Raw genomic sequence first — 20419 nt, 5'->3', positions numbered from 1 at the left:
GAGCCCCTGCCAGACTGAGATCATGAGCGCGATCGAGAACTCCAAACTCACCGTCGTCGGCGCGGGCGCCGTCGGATCCAGCGTCGCCTACGCGGCCCTCATCCGCGGATCGGCCCGTCACGTGGCCCTCTACGACATCGCGACCGAGAAGACCGAGGCGGAGGTGCTCGACCTCGCGCACGGGGCACAGTTCACGGGTTCGAGCGACATCATCGGCGGATCCGACATCTCGGTCGCCGAGGGTTCGCACGTCGTCGTCATCACCGCGGGCGCGAAGCAGAAGCCCGGGCAGACGCGCACCGAGCTGGCGGGCGTGAACGCGGGGATCATCGCATCGATGATGCCGCAGCTGCTCGACGTCGCCCCCAATGCGACCTTCGTCATCGTGACCAACCCGTGCGACGTGCTCACCGTTCTCGCGCAGGAGGCCACCGACCTGCCGCCCGAGCGCATCTTCGCCTCGGGCACCGTGCTCGACACCTCGCGCCTGCGCTGGAAGATCGCGCGTCGCGCCGGCGTCTCGATCTCGAGCGTGCACGCGTACATCGTCGGCGAGCACGGCGACACCGAGTTCCCGCTGTGGTCGCACGCCACCATCGGCACGGTGCCGATCCTCGACTGGGTGCCGCTCGACGGTCAGCCCAAGTTCACGAAGGAGGAGCTCGACCAGATCGCCATCGACGTCCGCGACGCCGCCTACAAGGTGATCCAGGGCAAGGGCGCGACGAACTACGCCATCGGCCTCTCGAGCGCGCGCATCGTCGAGGCGATCCTGCGTGACGAGGATGCCGTGCTGCCCGTCTCCACAGTGCTGCGCGACTTCCACGGAGTCGACGGCATGGCGCTGTCCGTGCCGTCGGTCGTCAACCGCCGGGGCGCGTTCCCGGTGCGAGAGATCGAGTTCTCCGAGCGCGAGCTCGAGCTGTTCCAGCACTCGGCCGCGGCGCTCAGCGAGGTCGCGACCTCCCTGCGCGGCTGATCAGTCGGTACGCCGATACATCCGTCGGACCGGCGTTGCTGGTGTCGTCCCGTAGCCCCGGGAAGACGACATCCGCACCACCGGTCCGACAGTTGTATCGGGGCGAGGCTCGCGGGGGCCCGGGGACCGAGGGATGTCGGAGGTCGCGCCTACCCTGGACGCATGGCCTCTCGACGTCCCGCTGCCACCTCGGCCTTCAAGTGCACCGAGTGCGGGTGGACGACGGCCAAATGGGTCGGCCGCTGCGGTGAGTGCCAGCAGTGGGGCACGGTCGTCGAGGCGGCGACGCAGACCGGCATCACGTCGACCGTCACGGCGGTGAGCCCCGGCGCTGCTCGCGCCGCTCGTCCGATCACCGAGATCGACACGACCGAGGCGCCTCGACGTTCGAGCGGCGTCGGCGAGTTCGACCGCGTGCTGGGCGGTGGCGTCGTACCCGGGGCGGCGATCCTGCTGTCGGGCGAGCCGGGCGTCGGAAAGTCGACCCTGCTCCTCGAGGTCGCCGCGCAGTCCGCCCGCTCGGGTCGGCGAGTGCTGTACGTCAGCGCGGAGGAATCGCTCGGCCAGGTCCGCCTGCGGGCCGAGCGCACCGGCGCGCTGCACGATGCCCTCTACCTCGCGAGCGAGACCGACCTCGCCACGGTGCTCGGCCACGTCGACGAGGTGCGTCCCGACCTCCTCATCGTCGACTCGGTGCAGACGGTGTCGTCGTCGCTGTCCGACGGGGTCGCGGGCCAGCCGAGCCAGGTGCGAGAGGTCGCGTCGACGCTCATCCGCGTCGCGAAGGAGCGTGACCTCCCCGTCCTCATCGTCGGACACGTCACGAAGGACGGCTCGATCGCCGGCCCGCGGGTGCTCGAGCACCTCGTCGACGTCGTCTGCCAGTTCGAAGGCGACCGCCAGACCTCGCTGCGCTTCGTCCGGGCGCTCAAGAACCGCTTTGGGCCGACGGATGAGGTCGGATGCTTCGACATGACGGGCGACGGCATCGCGGAGGTGCCCGATCCGAGCGCCCTGTTCCTCGGGCACGGCGACCCCGTGCCGGGCACGTGCGTCACGATCGCGCTCGAGGGGCGTCGCGCCCTGCCGGTCGAAGTTCAGGCGCTGACGCTCAAGACCGGGGCACCCAACCCCCGCCGTGTCGTCAGCGGAGTGGACAGCGCGCGCGTCGCGATGATCCTCGCCGTGCTCGAGAAGCGCGGCGTCGCCGTCACGAGCGACCAGGACGTCTACGTCTCCACTGTGGGAGGTGTGCGCCTCGTCGAGCCTGCCGCAGACCTCGCCATCGCCATCGCCATCGCGGGCGCCGTCGGTGGCAGGGCCGTGTCGCGACAGGTGGCGGCCTTCGGAGAGCTCAGCCTCGCCGGAGAGATCCGCCCGGTCACCCAGTCGAACCAGCGGCAGTCCGAAGCGAAGCGCATGGGCTACACCGCCGTGGTGGATGCCTCATCCCGCACGATCGGCGGAGCGATGCGCGACCTGCAGGTGCGCCAGCCCGCAGCATCCGCCGCCGACGCCGGCTTCTGACCCGCCCACGCCGACTCACCTGGACTCACCTGGCAGTTCACGCCCCCACCCCAGGGATGAGGGGGCACCAACTGCCAACCCAAACTCGGAGCCCCAGCCCGAGCCCGAGCCCAGCCCAGACAACGAGCCCGAGGTCAGGCGTCGAGGGCGGCGATCACGTCCTGAGGGGCAGCCTGCATCGGGTGCGGGCCGGCGATGTCGAAGAACACGGTGCTGATCTCGGCCTCGTGCACGCCGAGGAAGGCGCGCAGGCCCCCGGGCGACTGCAACGCCACGTGGGCGGGAAGCGCCTCCGGCTTGTGCGCCGCATCGCTGAACAGCAGCAGCGCGACATCGCCGGTGTTCGGATCGCGATACGTCCAGATCTCACCGACGTCGCGCGGATCGTCACGGTTCCCGGGTCGCATGAGCGGCACCACCGTCGGACCGTGCCGCAACGCGAATGCGAGGGCAGCCATGTCTTGCGTCTGCAGAGCGTCTGCGAGCTGCGGGTTGCGGAACTCGGGCACCGGCTTCTTCGCGCCGCGCTTCTTTCCAGCCATCACCTCAGCCTAGAGAGAGAAGGGGCCCTCTCGAACTCTTCATTGGGGACTGAGGAAATCGAGAGGGCCCATCGCTCACCCGAGGTGGGGATCCGTCGTCGCGATTCTGGGGGGTTTCGCGACTACTCGCTGCTGGGGACAGCGGGGGTCCTCGGGGAACTGCATCCAGGTTACGGCCGAGCTCGCCACCTGTCGCCCTCTCTCCGGTGAGAAAAGTCTCACGTCGGTGAACGCGTCAGCGCAGCACGAACTGTCGTTCCTGTTGCGCCGCGAGCCCACCGATCTCGACCGCCAGGTTGAAGTAGCCCGCGGGCGCTGCCGGACGCTCCGCATCGCACGTGTCGACCGACGAGCGGGTGCGGTCCCAGGTGATCGGAGTCACGCTCGACACCGTCTGGCCGGGGTCGATCTGCACGACCTGATCGCTCGACTCGCTCTGGCAGTCCGTCGAACGCCACCACACGTCGGGTCCGCTCGCGACCGTGAGCTTCTGCGTCGCCGTGCCCACATTGAGCAGGCAGGGAGCCGAGCCGGAGTTCGTCAGCGAGATCGACAGCTGCGGCAGTTCGCCGGCTCCGTAGGACTCCTTGTCGGTGACCGCCGAGACCTGGACCGACCGAGCGGAGCACGCCTCGACCTCGGCCGGCGTCGCGTCCGACGACGGCTGCGGCGCACTGGGGGATGCCGCGGGCGTGGGCTGATCCGCGGGCGGTGACGCCGGTGCCTCACCGGCATCCGACGACGCAGCCGGAGCGGGAGTGCTGTCCGCTGCCGATCCCTCCCACGGTCGCCAGAACGCGAGCACGACAGCGGCGATGAGCACCAGCACGGCGAGCAGCAGCACGAGACGTCGCCGGCGGTAGACCGCGGGCGAATGACGGCGTCGGGGCGGCGTGTCGGTCATGAAGCCAGGGTAGGCCGCAGGTCGGATGCCGCCCCGGCGGCACGCCTACAGGTGCTTGAGCATCCGGGTGTTGCCCAGGGTGTTCGGCTTGACGTGCGCGAGGTCGAGGAACTCGGCGATGCCCTCGTCGGGGCTCCGCAGCAGCTGCGAGTACACATCGGCGTCGACGATCTGCTCGCCGATCGCCTCGAACCCGCGCCGCGCGAAGAAGTCGACCTCGAAGGTGAGGCAGAACAGGCGCGAGAGACCGAGCTCGCGAGCGCCCTGCTCGAGCCGGTCGACGATGGCGCCGCCCACCCCACGGTGCAGCCACTCGTCCACGACGATGAGGGTGCGCACCTCGCCGAGGTTCTCCCACATGACGTGAAGGGCGCCGCATCCGATCAGCTGCCCGTCGGCCTCGGCGACGACGAACTCCTGCACCGACTCGTAGAGCACCACGAGGTCTTTGCCGAGCAGGATTCGTCGCTGCACCCAGGGGTCGAGCATCTCGCGGATGCCGCGGACGTCGCTCGCCTTCGCGGGGCGGACGACGAAGGCCGGGTCGTCTGAGCTCACGCCTCAACGATAGTCCGCGCCGGTAAGGTTGCCTCAGCCCGAGATCCCTCCCGCCTTGGAGTGCCGACGTGAGCGTGCTCCGTGATTACGCCGCCGCAGTGTCCCAGCCGACACTGCCTCTGTCGTCGCTTCCCCACGGCCCGGCCGACCTCTCGCGGTACGACGAGGTGGTCGATGCCGACGGCGGCCTCCGCCCCGCGTGGCAGTCGCTCGCCGGCCTCGCGCTGGCCCTGACGCCGTCCGAGCTGTCGCGCGTCGAGGGCGAGATCACCCGCTTCCTCGCCGACGACGGTGTGACCTACGTCCGGCCCGACAGCGGCGCCCAGCCCTGGCAGCTCGACCCCGTTCCGCTCGTCGTCGACGCGGCCAGCTGGGCCCCGCTCGAGACGGGCCTCGCGCAGCGCGCCGAGCTGCTGAACGCCGTCCTCGCCGACCTCTACGGACCGCAGACCCTGCTCTCGTCGGGGATCGTCCCCGCCGCCGCGGTGCTCGGTCACGCGGGATTCCTCCGCCCCCTCGCGCGAGCGACCGCGGCCGACCGGCATCCGCTGCTGCTGTCGGGCACCGACCTCGGACGCGACGCCGACGGCGAATGGCGGGTGCTCGCCGACCGCGTGCAGGCCCCGTCTGGGCTCGGGTTCGCGATGGAGAACCGCCGCGTCATCTCGCAGGTGCTGCCCGACCTGTACCAGCAGAGCGACCCGCACCGCATGGAGCCCTACTTCTCGGCGCTGCACGCGACGCTCGCCGCGTCGGCGCCCGAGGGCGTCACCGAGCCGCGCGTCGTCGTCCTGACGCCGGGGCCGCACTCCGAGACCGCGTTCGACCAGGCCTTCCTCGCGCGGGGCCTGGGCCTGTCGCTCGTGCAGGGCAGCGACCTCGTCGTGCGCCGCGGGCGGGTGTGGATGAAGCCCACCGGCTGGCCCCGCCGCGAACCGACCGAGCAGGTCGACGTCATCCTGCGGCGCGTCGACGCGGAATGGTGCGACCCGCTCGAGCTGCGGTCCGACTCGCGCCTGGGCGTCGCCGGTCTCACCGAGGCGGTGCGCCGCGGAACCGTGCGACTGGTCAACGGGCTCGGGGCGGGCGTCCTCGAGAACCCGGCGCTCCTGCCCTACCTCCCGGCCGCGTGCGAAGCCCTGCTCGGGGAACAGCTCCGCCTCTCGGCGGTCCCGACGTGGTGGTGTGGCGACGAGGCGGCGCGCGCCGTCGTGCTCGAACGCGTCCGCGCGGGCGATGACTCCGTGCTCGTGCGTACGCTCGACGGCTCACGCCGGGATCTCACGGGGCTGGATGCCGCGGCCATCGCCGACCGCATCGAGGCGAACCCGCACCGATACGTCGGTCAGGAGCTGCTGCCCCTCTCGCAGGCCCCGGTCTGGACCGGCGAGGGCGCGCGTGCCCGGGCTCTGATCTTCCGCGCGTTCACCCTGCGCCACGGCTCGGCCTATCGCCCGCTTCTCGGCGGCCTCGCGACGGTGCGAGAGAGCCCCGACGCAGCCCCGACCACGAAGGACGTCTGGGTGCTGAAGGCCGCCGAGGGCGACGCGGACCAGGGCCTCGTCGAGATCGGTCCGCTCCCGGGCGGCCGCAGTGCTCCGAGCATCGCACCGCGTGCCCTGGACGACATGTTCTGGTCGGGGCGATACGCCGAACGGGCCGAAGACCTGCTGCGGCTCGTGCTCACGGCGCAGCAGCAGCTCGACCTCGCCGGCGCCGGCCGCGCCAGCCACACGAGCGCCCGCGTCCTGCGCGACGCCATCCACCGGCTCGCCGGTCCCGGACCGGATGCGGCCGACGCCGACTTCCGGTCGCTGCTGCTCGACTCGGCTCGGGTCGGCTCGACCGCTCACGCGCTCAGCCGACTGCGCGACGCGCTCGACGGTGTCCGCGACCAGCTGTCCGGCGACACGTGGCGCGTCTTCGCCGGCATCGAACGCGCCTCCCGCGCCCTGCGGGCGTCGCCGCACGCCCACCGCACGGCCGAGTCGGCGGGACGCATGCTCACGGTCGTGCTGTCGCTGCAGGGCGTGACCGCCAACATGATGCGCGACACCGGCTGGCACTTCATCGAGGCGGGACGCTTCCTCGAGCGCGCACTTCAGGTCTGCCACATCCTGCGGGTCGTCGTCGACCGCCGCGACGCACGCACCGAGCGGGCCGTGCTCGAGGCGCTGCTCACCGCGTCGGAGAGCATCGTCACCCACCGGCGCCGGTTCCGTGGCGCGGTGCGCCTCGGCGACGTGCTCGACCTGCTGCTGCGCGACCCCGACAACCCTCGCTCGCTCGCGTTCTGCCTCGCCGAGCTGCGCACGCACCTTGCCGCAGCCCCCGCGTCGACGGGGTCGACACGCCCCGAGCGCCTGGTCGACGACCTCGAGAACCTCGTCGGCGCGATCGACACGGATGCACTGGGGGATGCCGTCGACGGCATCCGATCGCCCCTCGCCGAGCTGCTCGACGACCTCACGGCGCAGCTCGAACAGCTGGGCGACGCGATCGACGAGCTGCACTTCGAGAGCGGACCGCCCCCGGTGGCACTCTCGTCGCTCGCCCTCATCGAGGAACTGATGGAGGCTCGCGCGTGAAGCAGTACCGCGTCTGGCATCGCACCGCCTATACCTACAGCGATCCCGTCGAAGACAGCGTCGGGCAGTTCCACCTGATCCCTCGCGAGCTGCCCGGGCAGCGGGTGCGCGAGGCGGAGGTCGTCGTCTCCCCCGCCCCGGGTGACATGCGCCGCGACTCCGACTACTTCGGCAACTGGTCGACGTACTTCCACGTCACCGACGCGCACGAGGCGCTGTCGATCGAGGCGTCGAGCGAGGTCGCGGTCACCGCTCCCGAGTACGACGCCGCTGCGCTCGCGCTTCCCTGGGAGACGGCGCGGCCGCTGCGGCATCCCGACCAGGAGGGAGCGTGGCGCGCGGCGGAATTCGCGATGCCCTCGCCCCGCGTCGCGCAGTCGGAGGCCACCGCCGCCTACGGCGCGATCTCGCTCACCCCCGGGCGCCCGATCGGCGAAGCCGCGACCGACCTGATGCACCGCATCTACACCGACTTCGACTACGACAGCACCGCGACCACCGTCACCAGCACCGTCGCCGATGCGCTCGAGAAGCGGGCCGGCGTCTGCCAGGACTTCGCCCACGTCGCCCTCGCGTGCCTGCGCTCGCACGGCGTCGCGGCCCGTTACGTCTCGGGCTACCTCGCGACGCAGCCACCGCCCGGCAAGGAGCGGGTCTTCGGCGCCGACGCCTCGCACGCGTGGCTCGCGGTCTGGCTCCCGGGCAGCGACCAGTGGCTCGCGATCGATCCGACGAACGACCAGTGGGCCAACGACCGTTACGTCACTGTCGCATGGGGCCGGGATTACGGCGACGTCTCGCCCGTGAAGGGCATCATCTTCACCGAGGCGAAGACCTCGACCCTCCGCGTCTCGGTCGACGTCGCCCCGCTCGAGCCCTGACCCGCCGGGTGAGCTGCGTGCGCCGTGCGCGGATGCAGGGGCTCAGCGGCGACACCCCGGGCCGAGGCATCCATCTCCGGGGTGTCCCACGATCGCTTGCATCCCGGCACGCCGGCGGACGCCGACCGACCACGGATACCGGCGGGATCAGCGGCGTGCGGCGTACTCCGTCGCGGCGGCGACGAGGCCGAGGAAGAGCCGTCGGTCGGCGGCTTCCTCCTCGGGATGCCACTGCACGGCGACGAGGAAGTCCGAACCCGGCGACTCGATCGCCTGCGGCAGCCCCTCGCCGCTGCGTGCCGAGACCACGAGGTCGTCGCCGAGTCGGTCGATGCCCTGGTGGTGGTAGCTGCTCACGGTGAGCGAACCCGTGCCGACGAGCTCGGACAGCATCGTGCCGGCCGACACCGAGACCTCGTTCCGCGCGAAGACACCGCCGCCGAGCTGGTACCGGTCGGTGCCCAGCACGTCCGGAAGGTGTTGATGGAGCGTGCCGCCCGCGGCGACGTTGATGAGCTGCAATCCGCGGCAGATGCCGAGGACCGGGATGCCGCGCTCGCGGGCACCCCGCAGCAGAGCGAGCTCCCAGTCGTCGCGGTCAGGCCGCGCCGGATCCGTCGAGGGATGCCGCGCGGCCCCATACAGCTCGGGCTGCACGTCGAGGCCGCCCGTGAGCACGAGCCCGTCGAGCCGGTCGAGCACGACGTCGGCGGCGGGCCCGGGCGAGGGCTGCGGCGGCAGCAGCACCGCCGCGCCGCCCGAGGACGCGATCCGGTCGAAGTACTGCTGCGGCAGGAAGCTCGCCCGCACGTCCCACACCCCCTGCTGCGCGCGCTCGAGATAGGTCGTCAAGCCGATGACGGGTCGGGGCGCCGTCGTCGCGTCTTCGCTGCTCACGCGCCGATCGTAGAGCCGTCGTGTTTCGCGCCGATCACACGCCGGGCCAGCCCACAGCCCTCCGGCTGCGTCGTGCGGCGTGTCCCGCCGACAGGCCCCGGAAACGCCGGAGGGGCGGATGCCGCAGCATCCGCCCCTCCGTACGACTCGTCGCTCGCGCGATCCCGGTCAGTCGCCGCTCGCAGCGATGTCGGGGGTCGCGGCGATCTCGCCGGCAGCGCCGACGCCGACCGCGACCTTGCCCTCACGCGGAGCGGTCTCGAAGACGAACTTCGTGCCCTCGGTGTCGACCTTCACGTGGTCGCCCGCGTTGAGCTCGCCGTGCAGGATCTTCTCGCTGAGCTGGTCCTCGACCTCGCGCTGCATCGCACGGCGCAGCGGCCGGGCGCCGAGCGTCGGGTCGAACCCGATCTCGATGAGGCGGTCCTTGGCGGCATCCGACAGCTCGACCGTCATGTCGCGGTCGAGCAGCCGGTCGCTCAGCCGCTTCGTGAACAGGTCGACGATCTGGCGAAGCTCGGCCTTGTTCAGCTGCGGGAAGACGATGACGTCGTCGACGCGGTTGAGGAACTCGGGCTTGAAGTGCCGCTTGAGCTCTTCGTCGACCTTGCCCTTCATCCGCTCGTAGCTCGTCTGCGCATTGCCCTCGACCTGGAAGCCGACCGGACCACCGGCGATCGCCGACGAACCGAGGTTCGTCGTCATGATGATCACGGTGTTCTTGAAGTCGACGATGCGACCCTGACCGTCGGTCAGACGACCCTCTTCGAGGATCTGCAGCAGCGAGTTGAAGATGTCGGGGTGGGCCTTCTCGATCTCGTCGAAGAGCACGACCGAGAACGGCTTGCGGCGCACCTTCTCGGTGAGCTGGCCGCCCTCTTCGAATCCGACGAATCCGGGAGGGGCGCCGAACAGACGCGAGACGGTGTGCTTCTCACCGAACTCCGACATGTCGAGGGAGATCAGCGCGCCCTCGTCGTCGAACAGGAACTCGGCGAGCGCCTTGGCCAGCTCGGTCTTTCCGACACCGGTGGGGCCGGCGAAGATGAACGAGCCCGAGGGGCGCTTGGGGTCCTTCAGACCGGCACGCTGACGACGGATCGTGCGCGAGAGCGCCGCGATGGCCTCTTCCTGGCCGACGACGCGCTGGTGCAGCGCCTTCTCCATGAAGACGAGCCGGCTGGTCTCCTCCTCGGTGAGCTTGAACACCGGGATGCCGGTGGCCTGGGCGAGCACTTCGGCGATGAGGCCTTCGTCTACCACCGCGTGCGACGCGACGTCACCCGAGCGCCACTGCTTCTCGAGACGCAGGCGCTCGGCGAGCAGAGACTTCTCCTCGTCGCGGAGCGACGCGGCCTTCTCGAAGTCCTGCTCCTCGCTCGCGCGCTCCTTGTCCTCGCGGACCTTGGCGATCTTCTCGTCGAACTCGCGCAGCTCCGGCGGCGACGACAGGATCGACAGGCGCAGGCGGGCGCCGGCCTCGTCGATCAGGTCGATGGCCTTGTCGGGCAGGAAGCGGTCGCTGACGTACCGGTCGGCGAGGTTCGCCGCGGCGACGAGCGCGCCATCGGTGATCTGCACCTTGTGGTGCGCCTCGTACCGGTCGCGCAGACCCTTCAGGATGTTGATCGCGTGAGGGATGCTGGGCTCGCCGACCTGGATCGGCTGGAACCGGCGCTCGAGGGCGGCATCCTTCTCGAAGTGCTTGCGGTACTCGTCGAGTGTCGTGGCACCGATCGTCTGGAGCTCACCGCGGGCGAGCAGCGGCTTGAGGATCGACGCGGCGTCTATCGCGCCCTCGGCCGCACCGGCACCGACGAGCGAGTGGATCTCGTCGATGAAGACGATGATGTCGCCGCGCGTGCGGATCTCCTTGGTGACCTTCTTCAGACGCTCCTCGAAGTCACCGCGATAGCGGGAACCGGCGATGAGCGATCCGAGGTCGAGCGAGTAGACCTGCTTGTCCTTGAGCGTCTCGGGCACATCGCCCTTGACGATCGCCTGGGCGAGACCCTCGACGACGGCGGTCTTGCCGACGCCGGGCTCGCCGATCAGGACGGGGTTGTTCTTGGAGCGACGCGAGAGGATCTGCATGACCCGCTCGATCTCCTTCTCGCGGCCGATCACCGGGTCGAGCTTGTTGTCGCGCGCGGCCTGCGTGAGATTGCGCCCGAACTGGTCGAGTACGGCCGAGCCGCCCTGCGGCGCCTGGGCCTGCTCGCCCGCGCCGACGGTCGCGCCGGCGGGCTCCTTGCCCTGGTAGCCGCTGAGCAGCTGGATGACCTGCTGGCGGACCTTATTCAGGTCGGCGCCGAGCTTGACGAGCACCTGAGCCGCCACACCCTCGCCCTCGCGGATGAGGCCGAGGAGGATGTGCTCGGTGCCGATGTAGTTGTGTCCGAGCTGCAGCGCTTCGCGCAGCGACAGCTCGAGGACCTTCTTCGCGCGCGGCGTGAACGGGATGTGACCGGTCGGCTGCTGCTGCCCCTGACCGATGATGTCCTGCACCTGCTCGCGCACCGCGTCGAGCGAGATGCCCAGGCTCTCGAGGGCCTTGGCCGCGACGCCTTCACCCTCGTGGATCAGACCCAGGAGGATGTGCTCGGTCCCGATGTAGTTGTGGTTGAGCATCTTCGCCTCTTCTTGGGCGAGCACGACCACGCGACGGGCACGATCCGTGAATCTCTCGAACATCGTCAGCCTCCTTTGAGCGCCGGGACTCCGGGCGCTTACGAAAGAGAGTAACCAGGCACGGATACGGGTATGCCCGTGTTCGCCGTCGGCATAGCGTTACGCGGGGTTGCGCTCGGCAGGGCCAGGCCATAACGTTTTTCGATAACAACGACTATCGATAAGAACGGGAATGCGGATGTCGAACGTGTGGGCGGTCGGTCAGATCGTGATCATCGCTGCGGTGGCCCTCGTCGTCGCCGCGGCGCTCTTCATCAGAGCGACGCGCCGCGCGCGTAGTCGCGGGGACGCGTCGCCGGTCGTGAGCCTCGCGCTCTCCCTGTCTGCCGCCTGGGCTGCATTCAGCCTGCTCGGCGCCGCCATCTCGGTGATTCAGAACCTCGCCGCGGACGCCCCGCGCATGAGCGTTCCGGTCGCGCCGTTCTGGCCCGATCTTCTTCCGGGAGTCACGATCGACACGGGCCCGACGGCCGAGGTCGTCGGCGGCGGCTTCACGGTCGCCGAGGTGGACGTGGCGGGGGTCAGTCCGCTGGCGCGGGGGCTGTGGACGACCGGGCAGGCGCTGTGGTCGTTGATCCCCGCGGCGATCGCGGGGCTCATCGCCGTGGCTTGCTTCCAGCTGCTCGCCGGGCGCACCTTCGATCGGATCGTCGTTCGCATGACGATGGCGACCGCTGTCATCGTCGCTGCCGGCGGGACGGCCGCGCAGCTCCTCTCGGACATCGCCGGGAGCATGGCCTCGCAGGAGCTCTTCGCCCGGGAAAGCGCGCGGTGGACCGAGATTCCCGGAGTCGACGATCCGTTCGCCTGGTGGCCGGAAGCGACGCTCAACGTCACCCTGCCGTTCTGGCCGATCGCTGCCGGCCTCGGCCTCGCCGCGCTGGCCGCGGTGTTCCGGTACGGCTCTCGACTCGAACGCGACACGGAAGGACTGGTGTGATGACACTCACCCGCGGACCCCGCTCGGATGCTGCCGACGCGATCACGGTCCTCCTGCTCGGCACCGGCGCGGCGATCACCGTCGTCTTGACAGTCGTCGCGCGCTTCCTCGATGTCTTTCGAGAGGCGGGCGTCGCCTGGCGGATCGACATCGACGATGAACCGTTCTCCGCCTCCGTCGGGTCGGGCACGGGGCACGTCGAGGGCATCGTGCAGACCGCCCTCGTCATCGCGCCGGAGGTCGACGGCGGCACCGCAGCCGCGCTTGCGGGCTCGATCGTGGTGTGGGACATCACGTGCCTCGCCGTGATCGCCGCGGTGATGTACGTCGCACGCAGCTTCCTGCGCGGCCGGTTCTTCGTCCCGGCGACCGCTCGGGCCTTCGACGTCATCGGGTGGGCCCTGGTCGGGGGAGGATTCGTCGTGATCATCCTCGAGAACATCGGGCGCAACGGCATCCTCACCGCTCTCGGGGTCGATGACGTCGAGCCGCTGCACTTCCTCGACTTCTGGGGTTGGGCGCCGGTGTGGGCGGTCGGCGTGGCCGTCGGCCTCATCGCGATCGCATTCCGACGCGGCGTGCGGCTGCAGCGCGACACGGATGGCCTGGTGTGAGCCCCGCAGACGAGGAGGGCCCGAGCGGAGTCCACTGCCGCCTCGACGAGCTGCTGGCCGAGCGGGGGATGACCCTCACGCGCCTGTCCGAGATCGTCGGCGTCTCGGTCGTCAACCTCTCGGTGCTCAAGAACGATCGCGCCCGCGCCATCCGCTATTCGACGCTCTCCGCCATCTGCCGGGCGCTCGACTGCGAGATCGGCGACCTGCTGGTCCGCGCGGACTGACGAACCGGGTCGGGGTGCGGCGAATGACACCCCGACCCGGACGCGCCACGGACTACCGCGTGCTGCTGAGGTCGTGGATGAGCTCCCGCTCGTCCTTCTCCGACAGCGACGTCTGCACGACGGTGCCGTTGTAGCCGGCGAGCGCCGACGCGAACTTGTCCGTCGTGATCTTGGTCGCATAGAGCACGACCGCGGATTTCCCCGCAGAGACCGCGGACTTCACGCGGTCGCGGAATTCGGCATCCAGATTGGTCTTGTCGAGGCCCGCGAACAGCGCCCCGAACAGTCCACCGAAGACGAGCCCCGCGATGGGCACGAAGAACAGGATGCCGATCAGCGCCCCGAACAGCGCTCCGCCCGCGGCGCCGGCTCCCACCTTTCCGACGACGCCGGGGTACTCGACCTTCGTCTTCCCCTCGTCGTCGACCTTGACCAGGGCAAGGCCGGCGAGTTCGACGACCAGGTCGTTCTGGAGAACCTGAATCTCGTTGTAGGCGGCTTCGGCATCCGCTTCGGTGTCGAAAGCGATCACGATCAAATCGGCCATGAAATCCTCATTCCGTGTGGTTCGTCCCCTCGGGGCGACGGTATCTCCGCGTCGCAACAGGAACAAGGGGGGTCGCGGGCGGCACCGGAGCGTCGCCCTGCGCGCCGGCGACGGGCACTCAGAACGCGGGGAGCGACACTCAGCGGCACCGCGATGAGCACGCAATCCGAACCGGGCGTCCGCCGCGAGATGGAGACGCCTGCGAACATCTGACCGGAGCGCCGCGGCGCATCTGGCGCGTTCATGGGGGGCGTGCCGCACGACGCTGCCCGACGCGCTCTCGTACCGGAGAGGAGCGCACCGTGCCACACAGAAAACGACGTCCGCGACGAACCCCGAGGGGGAACGCGGCTCCGGAGCGACGCTCGGGGCAGCTTCTCCACCGGATCGGCTTCACCACGGCAGCTCTTCTGGGCCTGACGTTCGCCGCCGGCGCTCCCGCCAGCGCGATTCAGGATGAGGTCCGCACCGATCCCCGCGGTCTCGTCCTCGAGTCGAGGCGGCCGCCCACGGGCTGCGCAGCGAGGGCATGGCGGCCGAAGCACTGAAGTACTTCAACCTCGCCGCGCACCTCTACCGGGATCACGGCGACAACGACCGCGCAGCGGCCTGCCGAGAAGCGGCCCGCGAGCTGGCCGACACGAACGTCAGACGGACGCGGCGCGACCGCACGGCGATGCTGCTCACACCGCGCGAACGCGAGATCGTGCAGCTCATCGCGGCCGATATGTCCAACGGCGACATCGCCGCCAAGCTGGTCCTGAGCGTTCGCACGGTCGAGAACCACATCCGCAACATCCGCCGGAAGACGGGAGCCTCCACCCGGGGCGAGATCGTCGCGCTCGCCTCGACGAACAAGCGCTGAACCGCCCCCGCTCAGCCGAGCAGGCTGAAGCCGCCGTCGCTCGTGAGCACCTGGCCGACCAGCCACGACCCCGCCGGGCTGCAGAGCCACCCGATCAGCTCAGCGGGATCCTGGGGCCGACCGACGCGTCCGAACGCCGTCGTCGCCAGCCAGTCGTCGAGGCCGTCGAGCGAGCGGTCGGTGGTGTCGGGGTCGAGGTAGCCCGTGTTCACCGGTCCAGGGTTCACGGTGTTGAGGATGATGCCGAGCTCGAGCAGCTCCGCGGCGACCGTTCCGGTCACGCCCGCGAGGGCGGCTTTGCTGGTCGCGTAGGCCGCCTCGCCGACCATCGGCCCGTGGATCTGGCCCGAGGTCATCCACACGACGTGCCCCCGGGGCGCGTCGTAGGGCTTCGACCCCGAGATCCGGTCGCCCGGCCGGCGCGGCGCCGACGGGACGTCGGTGAAGCGGCGGGCGAAGGCCGCGGTGAGGAGGAGGGTCGCGCGGGTATTGACGTCCCAGAACGCGTCGAGACGCTCGGGCGTCATATCGAGGATGCTGCCGTCGTCGCCGCTCTTGGCATGGTTGCAGACGAGGATGTCGAGCGCGCCCGTCACCGCGGCCGCCTCATCGGCCAGGTCGGCCGCCGCCGTCGCGACGCTCAGATCGCCGGCGATGTCGGCGAAGCTCGCGTCGCCCACGAGGTGGGAGCGGATACCGGCCCGGACGGCATCGAGGTCGTCGCCGCCCCACGGCAGGTCGAGGTCGTGGGGCCGGTGGTGGTGGGCGACGACGCTCGCTCCGAGCCGGGCGAGAGTCGTGGCGACGGCGAAGCCGATGCCCCGGCGGCGTGAGACGCCCGTGACCAGGGCGGTCTTCCCGGTGAGCGGCAGAACGGGCGCGGAAGAGTATGCGTGCATGAGTGAACCTTTCGATCGCGTCGGCGTCGACGCGCGGATGGGGATCGGAAGCGAATTCACCGGCATTGCATGGGGCTCAGCCTAGCGAGCAGCCGCGAGGGCGTCACCCGGAACGTGTCACCCGGCGCGGAGCAGCGGGACGCCGCGGCGGTCGAGGGCCTCCAGGCTGGTGGCCGGAGCCGCGGGATCGACGATGACCCCCGTGACCTCGTCGAACGGCAGCACCGCGAACGGCGACACCGCACCGATCTTCTCCTCGCTGCCGAGGACGTAGGTCTCGGCAGCGCGTTCGGCGAGCACGCGCTTCATCGCCGCTTCGTCCGCGTCGCCGGTCGTCAGGCCCGCGTCGGCGTGGATCCCGGTGACACCGAGGAGGAAGCGGTCGGCCCGCACCATGCGTGCGGCCTCGACAGCCGCGGCGCCGCTCGCGACCGCGGAATGCTTGAACAGCCGCCCGCCGATGATGATGACGTCGGCTGCGTAATCGAGGAGCGCCGCCGCCACGGTCGGACTGTGGGTGACGATGGTGCAGGCCAGCGCCGGGTCGAGCGCCCGCACCGTGGCGAGGGCGGTCGTGCCGCCGTCGACGATGACGGTGCTGCCCGGTTCGATGAGGCTCGCGGCGAAGCGTGCGATGCGCTGCTTGCTCTCGGTCGCGACCGCCTGACGAGTCGCATAGTCGGCGACGGCGGGCGACGCCGGAACCGCTCCCCCGTAGACGCGAACGGCGAGGCCGGCGGCATCCAGCTCGCGAAGATCGCGGCGGATGCTGTCTTCGGAGACCCCTAGCTCAGCGGCGAGCTCCTTGGCGATGACACGCCCGTCGGCACGGAGGCGCGCGAGCAACAGATCTTTTCGTGATGCAGCAAGCATTCCGACTCCTTCACATTTGTGCACGTTTATGCATACTATCGAGTCATGACCGCACAAGCCACGACCGATTCCCTCATGATCCTCATCGCCGGGCCCTACGCCTCGGGCACCGGCGGCGATCCCGCCCTGATGCGGCGCAACCTGGACCGCCTCGAAGAGGCGGCATGGCCGCTCTTCGAGGCGGGACACATCCCGATGATCGGCGAGTGGGTCGCGCTGCCCGTCCTCGCGAGCGCGGGAGCCTCGGGCCCCACCGACCCCCTGGCCGAGAAGGTGATGTATCCGGTGGCTCGCCGCCTGCTGCAACGTTGCGACGCGGTTCTCCGCCTGCCCGGAGAGTCGCGCGGCGCGGATGAGGATGTCGCGATCGCCCGAGAGCGCGGCATCCCGGTCTACACGGCCCTCCGCGATGTGCCCGGCGTGGCGTGAAGCGTTTCATGCATCCCCCGGATGAACACTCAGGAAAATCATCAGGGTTTCCCAGAAACAGCCGAAACTGGCTAGAGTCGTTCGACGTGAACGCTACTCGTCGACTCCTCGTCCTGCCCGCCGCCGCACTGACCGTCGCTCTGCTCGCGACCGGTTGCTCCACGCTCAACGCCTTCACCGGTGGCGGAGCCGCCGCCCCCGTCCGCGACGAGTCGGGCGCGATCGCCGAGTCGAACGAGAGCACCGATGTCTTCGCGATCCGCGTGGGCGACTGCATGCTCGACTCGGGCACGGCCGACACCGAGGTCACCGAGACCCCGACCGTCCCCTGCGGCGAGGCCCACGACCTCGAGGCCTACCACGCGCAGGACATCGAGGCCGACGAGTTCCCCGGCATCGAGGCGGCGCAGACCGAAGCCGAGCAGGTCTGCTACGACGCGTTCGCGCCGTTCGTCGGCATCTCGTACGAGGAGTCGGTCCTCGGGTACAACTACTACGTCCCCACCCAGGGCAGCTGGGACGCCGGCGACCGCGAGATCCTCTGCCTCATCGGCGACCCGCAGGGCCAGGTGACCGGCACCCTCGCCGGCGCCGCGCGCTGACGCTTTTCCGCCATCGCCCTCGAGGCGACCGGCGCGATCGCCCGCTGTGGACATCCGTCCCTGGCGGGCGATCGTCGTTCGGGGCCGACGTGTCGTCAGATGAGCTCGTCGACCAGCTGGCGGATGCGCTCGCGGATGTCGTCGCGGATGGGGCGGACGGCTTCGATGCCCTGCCCTGCGGGATCGTCGAGCTTCCAGTCCTCGTAGCGCTTGCCGGGGAAGAACGGGCAGGCATCCCCGCATCCCATCGTGATGACGACGTCGGACGCCTGCACAGCTTCTGTCGTGAGGACCTTCGGCTGCTCGGCGGTGATGTCGATGCCGAGCTCGGCCATCGCCTCGACCGCGACAGGGTTGATCCGATCGGCGGGCAGGGACCCGGCCGAGCGGACCTCGATGCGATCGCCCGCGATGTCGCGGAGGAACCCCGCGGCCATCTGCGAGCGACCGGCGTTGTGCACGCAGACGAAGAGGACGGAGGGCGTGGTGTCGGTCATGATGCCTCTACTCTCCCGCATCTGTGCCGCGACAGGCCACTTTGGGAGGATGAGGTCATGGACGACGCCATCCCCATCGACCTCGACACCTGGCCGCGTCGGCGGCATTTCGAGCACTACCTCCGCACCGTTCGCTGCACCTACTCGATGACGGTCGAGATCGACGTGACGGACTTCGTCGGGGCGGTGCGCGCCTCCGGGCGCCGCACCTACATCGCGCAGATCTGGGCGATCGCGTCGATCGTCAACCGTCACCCGGAGTTCCGCATCACGCTCACCGGCGACGACGAGCCGGCGGTCTGGCCGGAGGTCCACCCGTCGTTCACGGTCTTCCACCCCGAGACCGAGACGTTCTCGAGCGTCTCGGTGGCCTTCGACCGCGACTTCGCCGCCTTCCACGACGCCGCGGCCCGGGTCATCGCCGACCATGCCGGCAGCACCGAGCTCTTCCCGCAGGGTCCGCCGCCGGCGAACAGCTTCGACGTGTCGAGCCTGCCGTGGACGGACTTCACCGGGTTCAACCTGAATGTCGACGGCGGCGGGGGCCACCTCGCTCCGATCTTCACGCTCGGCCGCTACAGCGAGCGCGAGGGGCGGACGCTGCTGCCCGTGGCCGTGCAGGTGCACCACGCCGCGGCCGACGGCTTCCACACCGCTCGGCTCGTCAACGACCTGCGCGAGCTCTTCGCCGACGTCGCGTGGCTCGCGGCATGAGCGCGTTGCGGGAGTGGCTGCGCTCGCAGCCCTCGCTGACGGGCACACCTCCGGTGTTCGACACCGACCGGCTCCCCGCATCGCCGGTGACGCTGTTCGAGGAGTGGATCCGCCAGGCAGCCGCCGCGGGTGTCGCCGAGCCCCACTCCGCGACCCTCGCGACGGTCGACGCCGACGGCATCCCCGATGCGCGGACGCTGATCGTCAAAGACGTCGAGGACCGCGGCTGGGCGTTCGCGAGCACACGGTCGTCCGCGAAGGGCGGGCAGCTCGCAGCGCAGCCCGCAGCAGCCCTCGCCTTCTGGTGGCAGCCGGTCATGCGGGCGGTGCGCGTGCGCGGGTCGGTCTGTGAGGCGAGCGCGGACGACACCGCAGCCGACCTCGCGGCACGGTCGGAGGCGGCACGCCGGGGCGTCGCGGAAGGCGACTGGGCGCTCTGGCGCGTCGAGGCGACCCGCGTGGAGTTCTGGCAGGGATCGCTCGACCGTCGCCACACCCGCGTCGTCTACGAACGCGACGGGGCGACCTGGCGGCACACGCTCCTCGGAGGTGCAGCGTGACCGTCCACTACTCCCTCACGCCGCCCACGGCCGCCGAGTTCGCCGCGCTCTACGCCGAGACGGGCTGGGCCGAGTGGTCACCCGAGGCCTTCGAACGGGCCCTCGCGGGCAGCTGGGTCGTGTGCTCGGCGCGTGACGACGACGGCAGGCTCGTCGGCATCGGGCGCCTCATCAGCGACGGTGCGCTGCACGCGTTCGTCACCGAGATGATCGTCGCGGAATCGGCGCGGGGCGGCGGCATCGGGAGCGAAATCCTGCGCATGCTGGTCGATGAATCACGGCGGCGCGGCGTCGACGACATCCAGCTCTTCGCCGCGCGTGGCCGCGCCGCCTTCTACGAGCGCCACGGCTTCGTGCCGCGTCCGGCAGATGGCCCGGGCATGGACGTCGTCGCCGGCGGCTGACCCCTCCGCCGAGCGGTCGACTCGCCAGAAGCTGCGGATGCGCGGGGCGCCGGATCCGCACATCCTGGCGACTCGACGGACGGTGGCGGCGCTCAGAACTGCGACGCGGCAGCGGCGGCGTGAATGCTGCGGTCGCGGATCTCGTGCCAGGTCAGCGCGACGTTCCCGACCGGACCGGCCGCCGTTCCCGCGACCTCTTCGACGCGGTCGAGCAAGCGCCGGGTGTCGGTGCACGAGCTGATGTCGACGACGGCGACATCCACGTAGCGACCGCGCGCCCGTTCGAGGTCGGCGTGCAGCCGGGTGGCGAGCGCTGCAGCAGCGGCGTGCATCTTGCGTTCGGGGATACGGTCGGCGTGCCGGAGCAGGACGACCAGGTTGCGCAGCGCCGCGAGACCCGACGCGTGGGCGAGGAGGGATTCGTAGCGCTGCTTGAGCTCGGTGCGGGAGCGACGGACCGTCGGCTCCGACTCCAGATCCACCGTCCACACGAGGCAGGTGGGTTCCCCGTCGGTCGCGAGTGCCTCGATGGCGGCCGCCATCGGTTCGGGTCGGTCACCGGCAACGGCGATGCGAGGGTTCACGGGTGCCCTTCGGGTAGCGGTCATCGTCTTGCCGACCAGACTTCCCGGCGCACCTGCTCGGCCTCGCGGCCGAACTCCCTCACCATATGCCACGGCG

Annotated in this window: 23 protein-coding genes; 13 read left to right on the top strand and 10 right to left on the bottom strand. The window is 70.3% G+C overall.

All coding sequences use genetic code 11. The features are described 5' to 3' along the window. Positions 1 to 22 precede the first annotated feature (22 nt). Together DO944_RS13355 and radA are read left to right on the top strand one after the other, a co-directional pair. Positions 23 to 979 carry an L-lactate dehydrogenase gene (locus DO944_RS13355; protein WP_112617667.1) on the top strand — a complete coding sequence of 319 codons (957 nt, stop codon included), beginning with the start codon at positions 23 to 25 and terminating at the stop codon, positions 977 to 979. A 162-nt stretch (positions 980 to 1141) separates the two neighbouring features. Then, positions 1142 to 2506 (top strand): DNA repair protein RadA, encoded by a 1365-nt coding sequence (gene radA, locus DO944_RS13350; RefSeq protein WP_112617666.1) that lies wholly within the window; start codon positions 1142 to 1144, stop codon positions 2504 to 2506. A gap of 134 nt (positions 2507 to 2640) precedes the next feature. On the opposite strand, the gene DO944_RS13345 is transcribed toward radA, so the two are convergent. The 3 genes from DO944_RS13345 to DO944_RS13335 all read right to left on the bottom strand — a co-directional run bounded on the left by DO944_RS13345 (position 2641) and on the right by DO944_RS13335 (position 4510). Next, the gene (locus DO944_RS13345; RefSeq protein ID WP_112617665.1) at positions 2641 to 3048 is read right to left on the bottom strand and encodes a dehydrogenase; all 408 of its coding nucleotides are present in this window, start codon (positions 3046 to 3048) and stop codon (positions 2641 to 2643) included. 235 nt (positions 3049 to 3283) lie between these two features. After that, positions 3284 to 3952 (bottom strand): hypothetical protein, encoded by a 669-nt coding sequence (locus tag DO944_RS13340; protein ID WP_181574246.1) that lies wholly within the window; start codon positions 3950 to 3952, stop codon positions 3284 to 3286. 45 nt (positions 3953 to 3997) lie between these two features. After that, positions 3998 to 4510 (bottom strand): amino-acid N-acetyltransferase, encoded by a 513-nt coding sequence (locus tag DO944_RS13335; protein WP_112617664.1) that lies wholly within the window; start codon positions 4508 to 4510, stop codon positions 3998 to 4000. Between the two features lie 68 nt (positions 4511 to 4578). Here DO944_RS13335 and DO944_RS13330 point away from each other — a divergent pair, with 68 nt between their 5' ends. Together DO944_RS13330 and DO944_RS13325 are read left to right on the top strand one after the other, a co-directional pair. Next, entirely contained in the window at positions 4579 to 7098 is a 2520-nt protein-coding gene (locus tag DO944_RS13330) for a circularly permuted type 2 ATP-grasp protein (RefSeq protein ID WP_112617663.1), read from the top strand. Next, the gene (locus DO944_RS13325) at positions 7095 to 7979 is read left to right on the top strand and encodes a transglutaminase family protein (RefSeq protein ID WP_112617662.1); all 885 of its coding nucleotides are present in this window, start codon (positions 7095 to 7097) and stop codon (positions 7977 to 7979) included. Before DO944_RS13330 ends, DO944_RS13325 begins: the two co-directional genes overlap by 4 nt. 147 nt (positions 7980 to 8126) lie before the next feature. Here the strand turns inward: DO944_RS13325 and DO944_RS13320 are convergent, their stop codons facing one another. Both DO944_RS13320 and DO944_RS13315 read right to left on the bottom strand, forming a co-directional pair. Then, entirely contained in the window at positions 8127 to 8876 is a 750-nt protein-coding gene (locus DO944_RS13320) for a gamma-glutamyl-gamma-aminobutyrate hydrolase family protein (RefSeq protein WP_112617661.1), read from the bottom strand. A 168-nt stretch (positions 8877 to 9044) separates the two neighbouring features. Next, entirely contained in the window at positions 9045 to 11570 is a 2526-nt protein-coding gene (locus DO944_RS13315) for an ATP-dependent Clp protease ATP-binding subunit (RefSeq protein WP_112617660.1), read from the bottom strand. 175 nt (positions 11571 to 11745) lie between these two features. On the opposite strand from DO944_RS13315, the gene DO944_RS13310 reads away from it, so the two are divergent. From DO944_RS13310 to DO944_RS13300, 3 genes are read left to right on the top strand one after another with little or no spacing between them, the layout of a single operon-like run. After that, on the top strand, positions 11746 to 12507 hold the full coding sequence (locus DO944_RS13310; RefSeq protein WP_112617911.1) for a hypothetical protein: 762 nt from the start codon (positions 11746 to 11748) through the stop codon (positions 12505 to 12507). After that, positions 12507 to 13121, top strand: coding sequence for a hypothetical protein (locus tag DO944_RS13305; protein ID WP_112617659.1), 615 nt, complete (start codon positions 12507 to 12509; stop codon positions 13119 to 13121). The genes DO944_RS13310 and DO944_RS13305 overlap by 1 nt, the downstream gene beginning before the upstream one ends. Then, positions 13118 to 13348: a helix-turn-helix transcriptional regulator gene (locus DO944_RS13300; RefSeq protein ID WP_094260618.1), complete on the top strand. Its 231-nt coding sequence runs from the start codon at positions 13118 to 13120 to the stop codon at positions 13346 to 13348. Before DO944_RS13305 ends, DO944_RS13300 begins: the two co-directional genes overlap by 4 nt. Before the next feature lie 52 nt (positions 13349 to 13400). On the opposite strand, the gene DO944_RS13295 is transcribed toward DO944_RS13300, so the two are convergent. Next, complete coding sequence (locus DO944_RS13295) at positions 13401 to 13895, bottom strand: DUF1269 domain-containing protein (protein ID WP_023953810.1); 495 nt, start codon at positions 13893 to 13895, stop codon at positions 13401 to 13403. A gap of 529 nt (positions 13896 to 14424) precedes the next feature. Here DO944_RS13295 and DO944_RS13290 point away from each other — a divergent pair. Next, positions 14425 to 14760, top strand: coding sequence for a response regulator transcription factor (locus tag DO944_RS13290; protein ID WP_112617658.1), 336 nt, complete (start codon positions 14425 to 14427; stop codon positions 14758 to 14760). 11 nt (positions 14761 to 14771) lie between these two features. Here the strand turns inward: DO944_RS13290 and DO944_RS13285 are convergent, their stop codons facing one another. Next, positions 14772 to 15659 carry an SDR family oxidoreductase gene (locus DO944_RS13285; RefSeq protein ID WP_112617910.1) on the bottom strand — a complete coding sequence of 296 codons (888 nt, stop codon included), beginning with the start codon at positions 15657 to 15659 and terminating at the stop codon, positions 14772 to 14774. Positions 15660 to 15776: 117 nt separating this feature from the next. After that, positions 15777 to 16532: a DeoR/GlpR family DNA-binding transcription regulator gene (locus DO944_RS13280; RefSeq protein ID WP_112617657.1), complete on the bottom strand. Its 756-nt coding sequence runs from the start codon at positions 16530 to 16532 to the stop codon at positions 15777 to 15779. Between the two features lie 45 nt (positions 16533 to 16577). Here DO944_RS13280 and DO944_RS13275 point away from each other — a divergent pair, with 45 nt between their 5' ends. Together DO944_RS13275 and DO944_RS13270 are read left to right on the top strand one after the other, a co-directional pair. Further along, on the top strand, positions 16578 to 16961 hold the full coding sequence (locus DO944_RS13275) for a DUF4406 domain-containing protein (protein WP_258524742.1): 384 nt from the start codon (positions 16578 to 16580) through the stop codon (positions 16959 to 16961). 86 nt (positions 16962 to 17047) lie between these two features. Beyond that, positions 17048 to 17563: a septum formation family protein gene (locus DO944_RS13270; RefSeq protein WP_181574245.1), complete on the top strand. Its 516-nt coding sequence runs from the start codon at positions 17048 to 17050 to the stop codon at positions 17561 to 17563. A gap of 95 nt (positions 17564 to 17658) precedes the next feature. On the opposite strand, the gene DO944_RS13265 is transcribed toward DO944_RS13270, so the two are convergent. Next, positions 17659 to 18060: an arsenate reductase ArsC gene (locus DO944_RS13265; protein ID WP_112617655.1), complete on the bottom strand. Its 402-nt coding sequence runs from the start codon at positions 18058 to 18060 to the stop codon at positions 17659 to 17661. 57 nt (positions 18061 to 18117) lie between these two features. Between DO944_RS13265 and catA the strand changes: the two genes are divergently transcribed. Genes catA through DO944_RS13250 form a run of 3 tightly spaced genes read left to right on the top strand, consistent with a single transcriptional unit; the run spans position 18118 to position 19738 of the window. After that, positions 18118 to 18774, top strand: a complete 657-nt coding sequence (gene catA, locus DO944_RS13260) for a type A chloramphenicol O-acetyltransferase (protein ID WP_112617654.1) — start codon at positions 18118 to 18120, stop codon at positions 18772 to 18774. After that, positions 18771 to 19334: a pyridoxamine 5'-phosphate oxidase family protein gene (locus tag DO944_RS13255; protein WP_112617908.1), complete on the top strand. Its 564-nt coding sequence runs from the start codon at positions 18771 to 18773 to the stop codon at positions 19332 to 19334. Before catA ends, DO944_RS13255 begins: the two co-directional genes overlap by 4 nt. Then, positions 19331 to 19738, top strand: coding sequence for a GNAT family N-acetyltransferase (locus DO944_RS13250; RefSeq protein WP_112617653.1), 408 nt, complete (start codon positions 19331 to 19333; stop codon positions 19736 to 19738). Before DO944_RS13255 ends, DO944_RS13250 begins: the two co-directional genes overlap by 4 nt. A 92-nt stretch (positions 19739 to 19830) precedes the next feature. Here DO944_RS13250 and DO944_RS13245 read toward each other — a convergent pair whose 3' ends face one another. Continuing rightward, positions 19831 to 20322, bottom strand: a complete 492-nt coding sequence (locus tag DO944_RS13245; RefSeq protein WP_112617652.1) for a hypothetical protein — start codon at positions 20320 to 20322, stop codon at positions 19831 to 19833. Positions 20323 to 20419 lie beyond the last annotated feature (97 nt).

It is taken from the genome of Microbacterium sp. SMR1, assembly GCF_003289625.1.
In the GTDB taxonomy this organism is placed as follows: domain Bacteria; phylum Actinomycetota; class Actinomycetes; order Actinomycetales; family Microbacteriaceae; genus Microbacterium; species Microbacterium plantarum.
This window is presented reverse-complemented; position numbering and strand designations above follow the sequence as displayed.

Bases quoted from the DNA above. Each gene is read 5' to 3' on its own strand.
- DO944_RS13355 (WP_112617667.1), top strand. From the start codon at position 23: ATGAGCGCGATCGAGAACTCCAAACTCACCGTCGTCGGCGCGGGCGCC.
- radA (WP_112617666.1), top strand. From the start codon at position 1,142: ATGGCCTCTCGACGTCCCGCTGCCACCTCGGCCTTCAAGTGCACCGAG.
- DO944_RS13345 (WP_112617665.1), bottom strand. From the start codon at position 3,048: ATGGCTGGAAAGAAGCGCGGCGCGAAGAAGCCGGTGCCCGAGTTCCGC.
- DO944_RS13340 (WP_181574246.1), bottom strand. From the start codon at position 3,952: ATGACCGACACGCCGCCCCGACGCCGTCATTCGCCCGCGGTCTACCGC.
- DO944_RS13315 (WP_112617660.1), bottom strand. From the start codon at position 11,570: ATGTTCGAGAGATTCACGGATCGTGCCCGTCGCGTGGTCGTGCTCGCC.
- DO944_RS13310 (WP_112617911.1), top strand. From the start codon at position 11,746: ATGTCGAACGTGTGGGCGGTCGGTCAGATCGTGATCATCGCTGCGGTG.
- DO944_RS13305 (WP_112617659.1), top strand. From the start codon at position 12,507: ATGACACTCACCCGCGGACCCCGCTCGGATGCTGCCGACGCGATCACG.
- DO944_RS13295 (WP_023953810.1), bottom strand. From the start codon at position 13,895: ATGGCCGATTTGATCGTGATCGCTTTCGACACCGAAGCGGATGCCGAA.
- DO944_RS13290 (WP_112617658.1), top strand. From the start codon at position 14,425: ATGGCGGCCGAAGCACTGAAGTACTTCAACCTCGCCGCGCACCTCTAC.
- DO944_RS13285 (WP_112617910.1), bottom strand. From the start codon at position 15,659: ATGCACGCATACTCTTCCGCGCCCGTTCTGCCGCTCACCGGGAAGACC.
- DO944_RS13280 (WP_112617657.1), bottom strand. From the start codon at position 16,532: ATGCTTGCTGCATCACGAAAAGATCTGTTGCTCGCGCGCCTCCGTGCC.
- DO944_RS13275 (WP_258524742.1), top strand. From the start codon at position 16,578: ATGACCGCACAAGCCACGACCGATTCCCTCATGATCCTCATCGCCGGG.
- DO944_RS13265 (WP_112617655.1), bottom strand. From the start codon at position 18,060: ATGACCGACACCACGCCCTCCGTCCTCTTCGTCTGCGTGCACAACGCC.
- catA (WP_112617654.1), top strand. From the start codon at position 18,118: ATGGACGACGCCATCCCCATCGACCTCGACACCTGGCCGCGTCGGCGG.
- DO944_RS13255 (WP_112617908.1), top strand. From the start codon at position 18,771: ATGAGCGCGTTGCGGGAGTGGCTGCGCTCGCAGCCCTCGCTGACGGGC.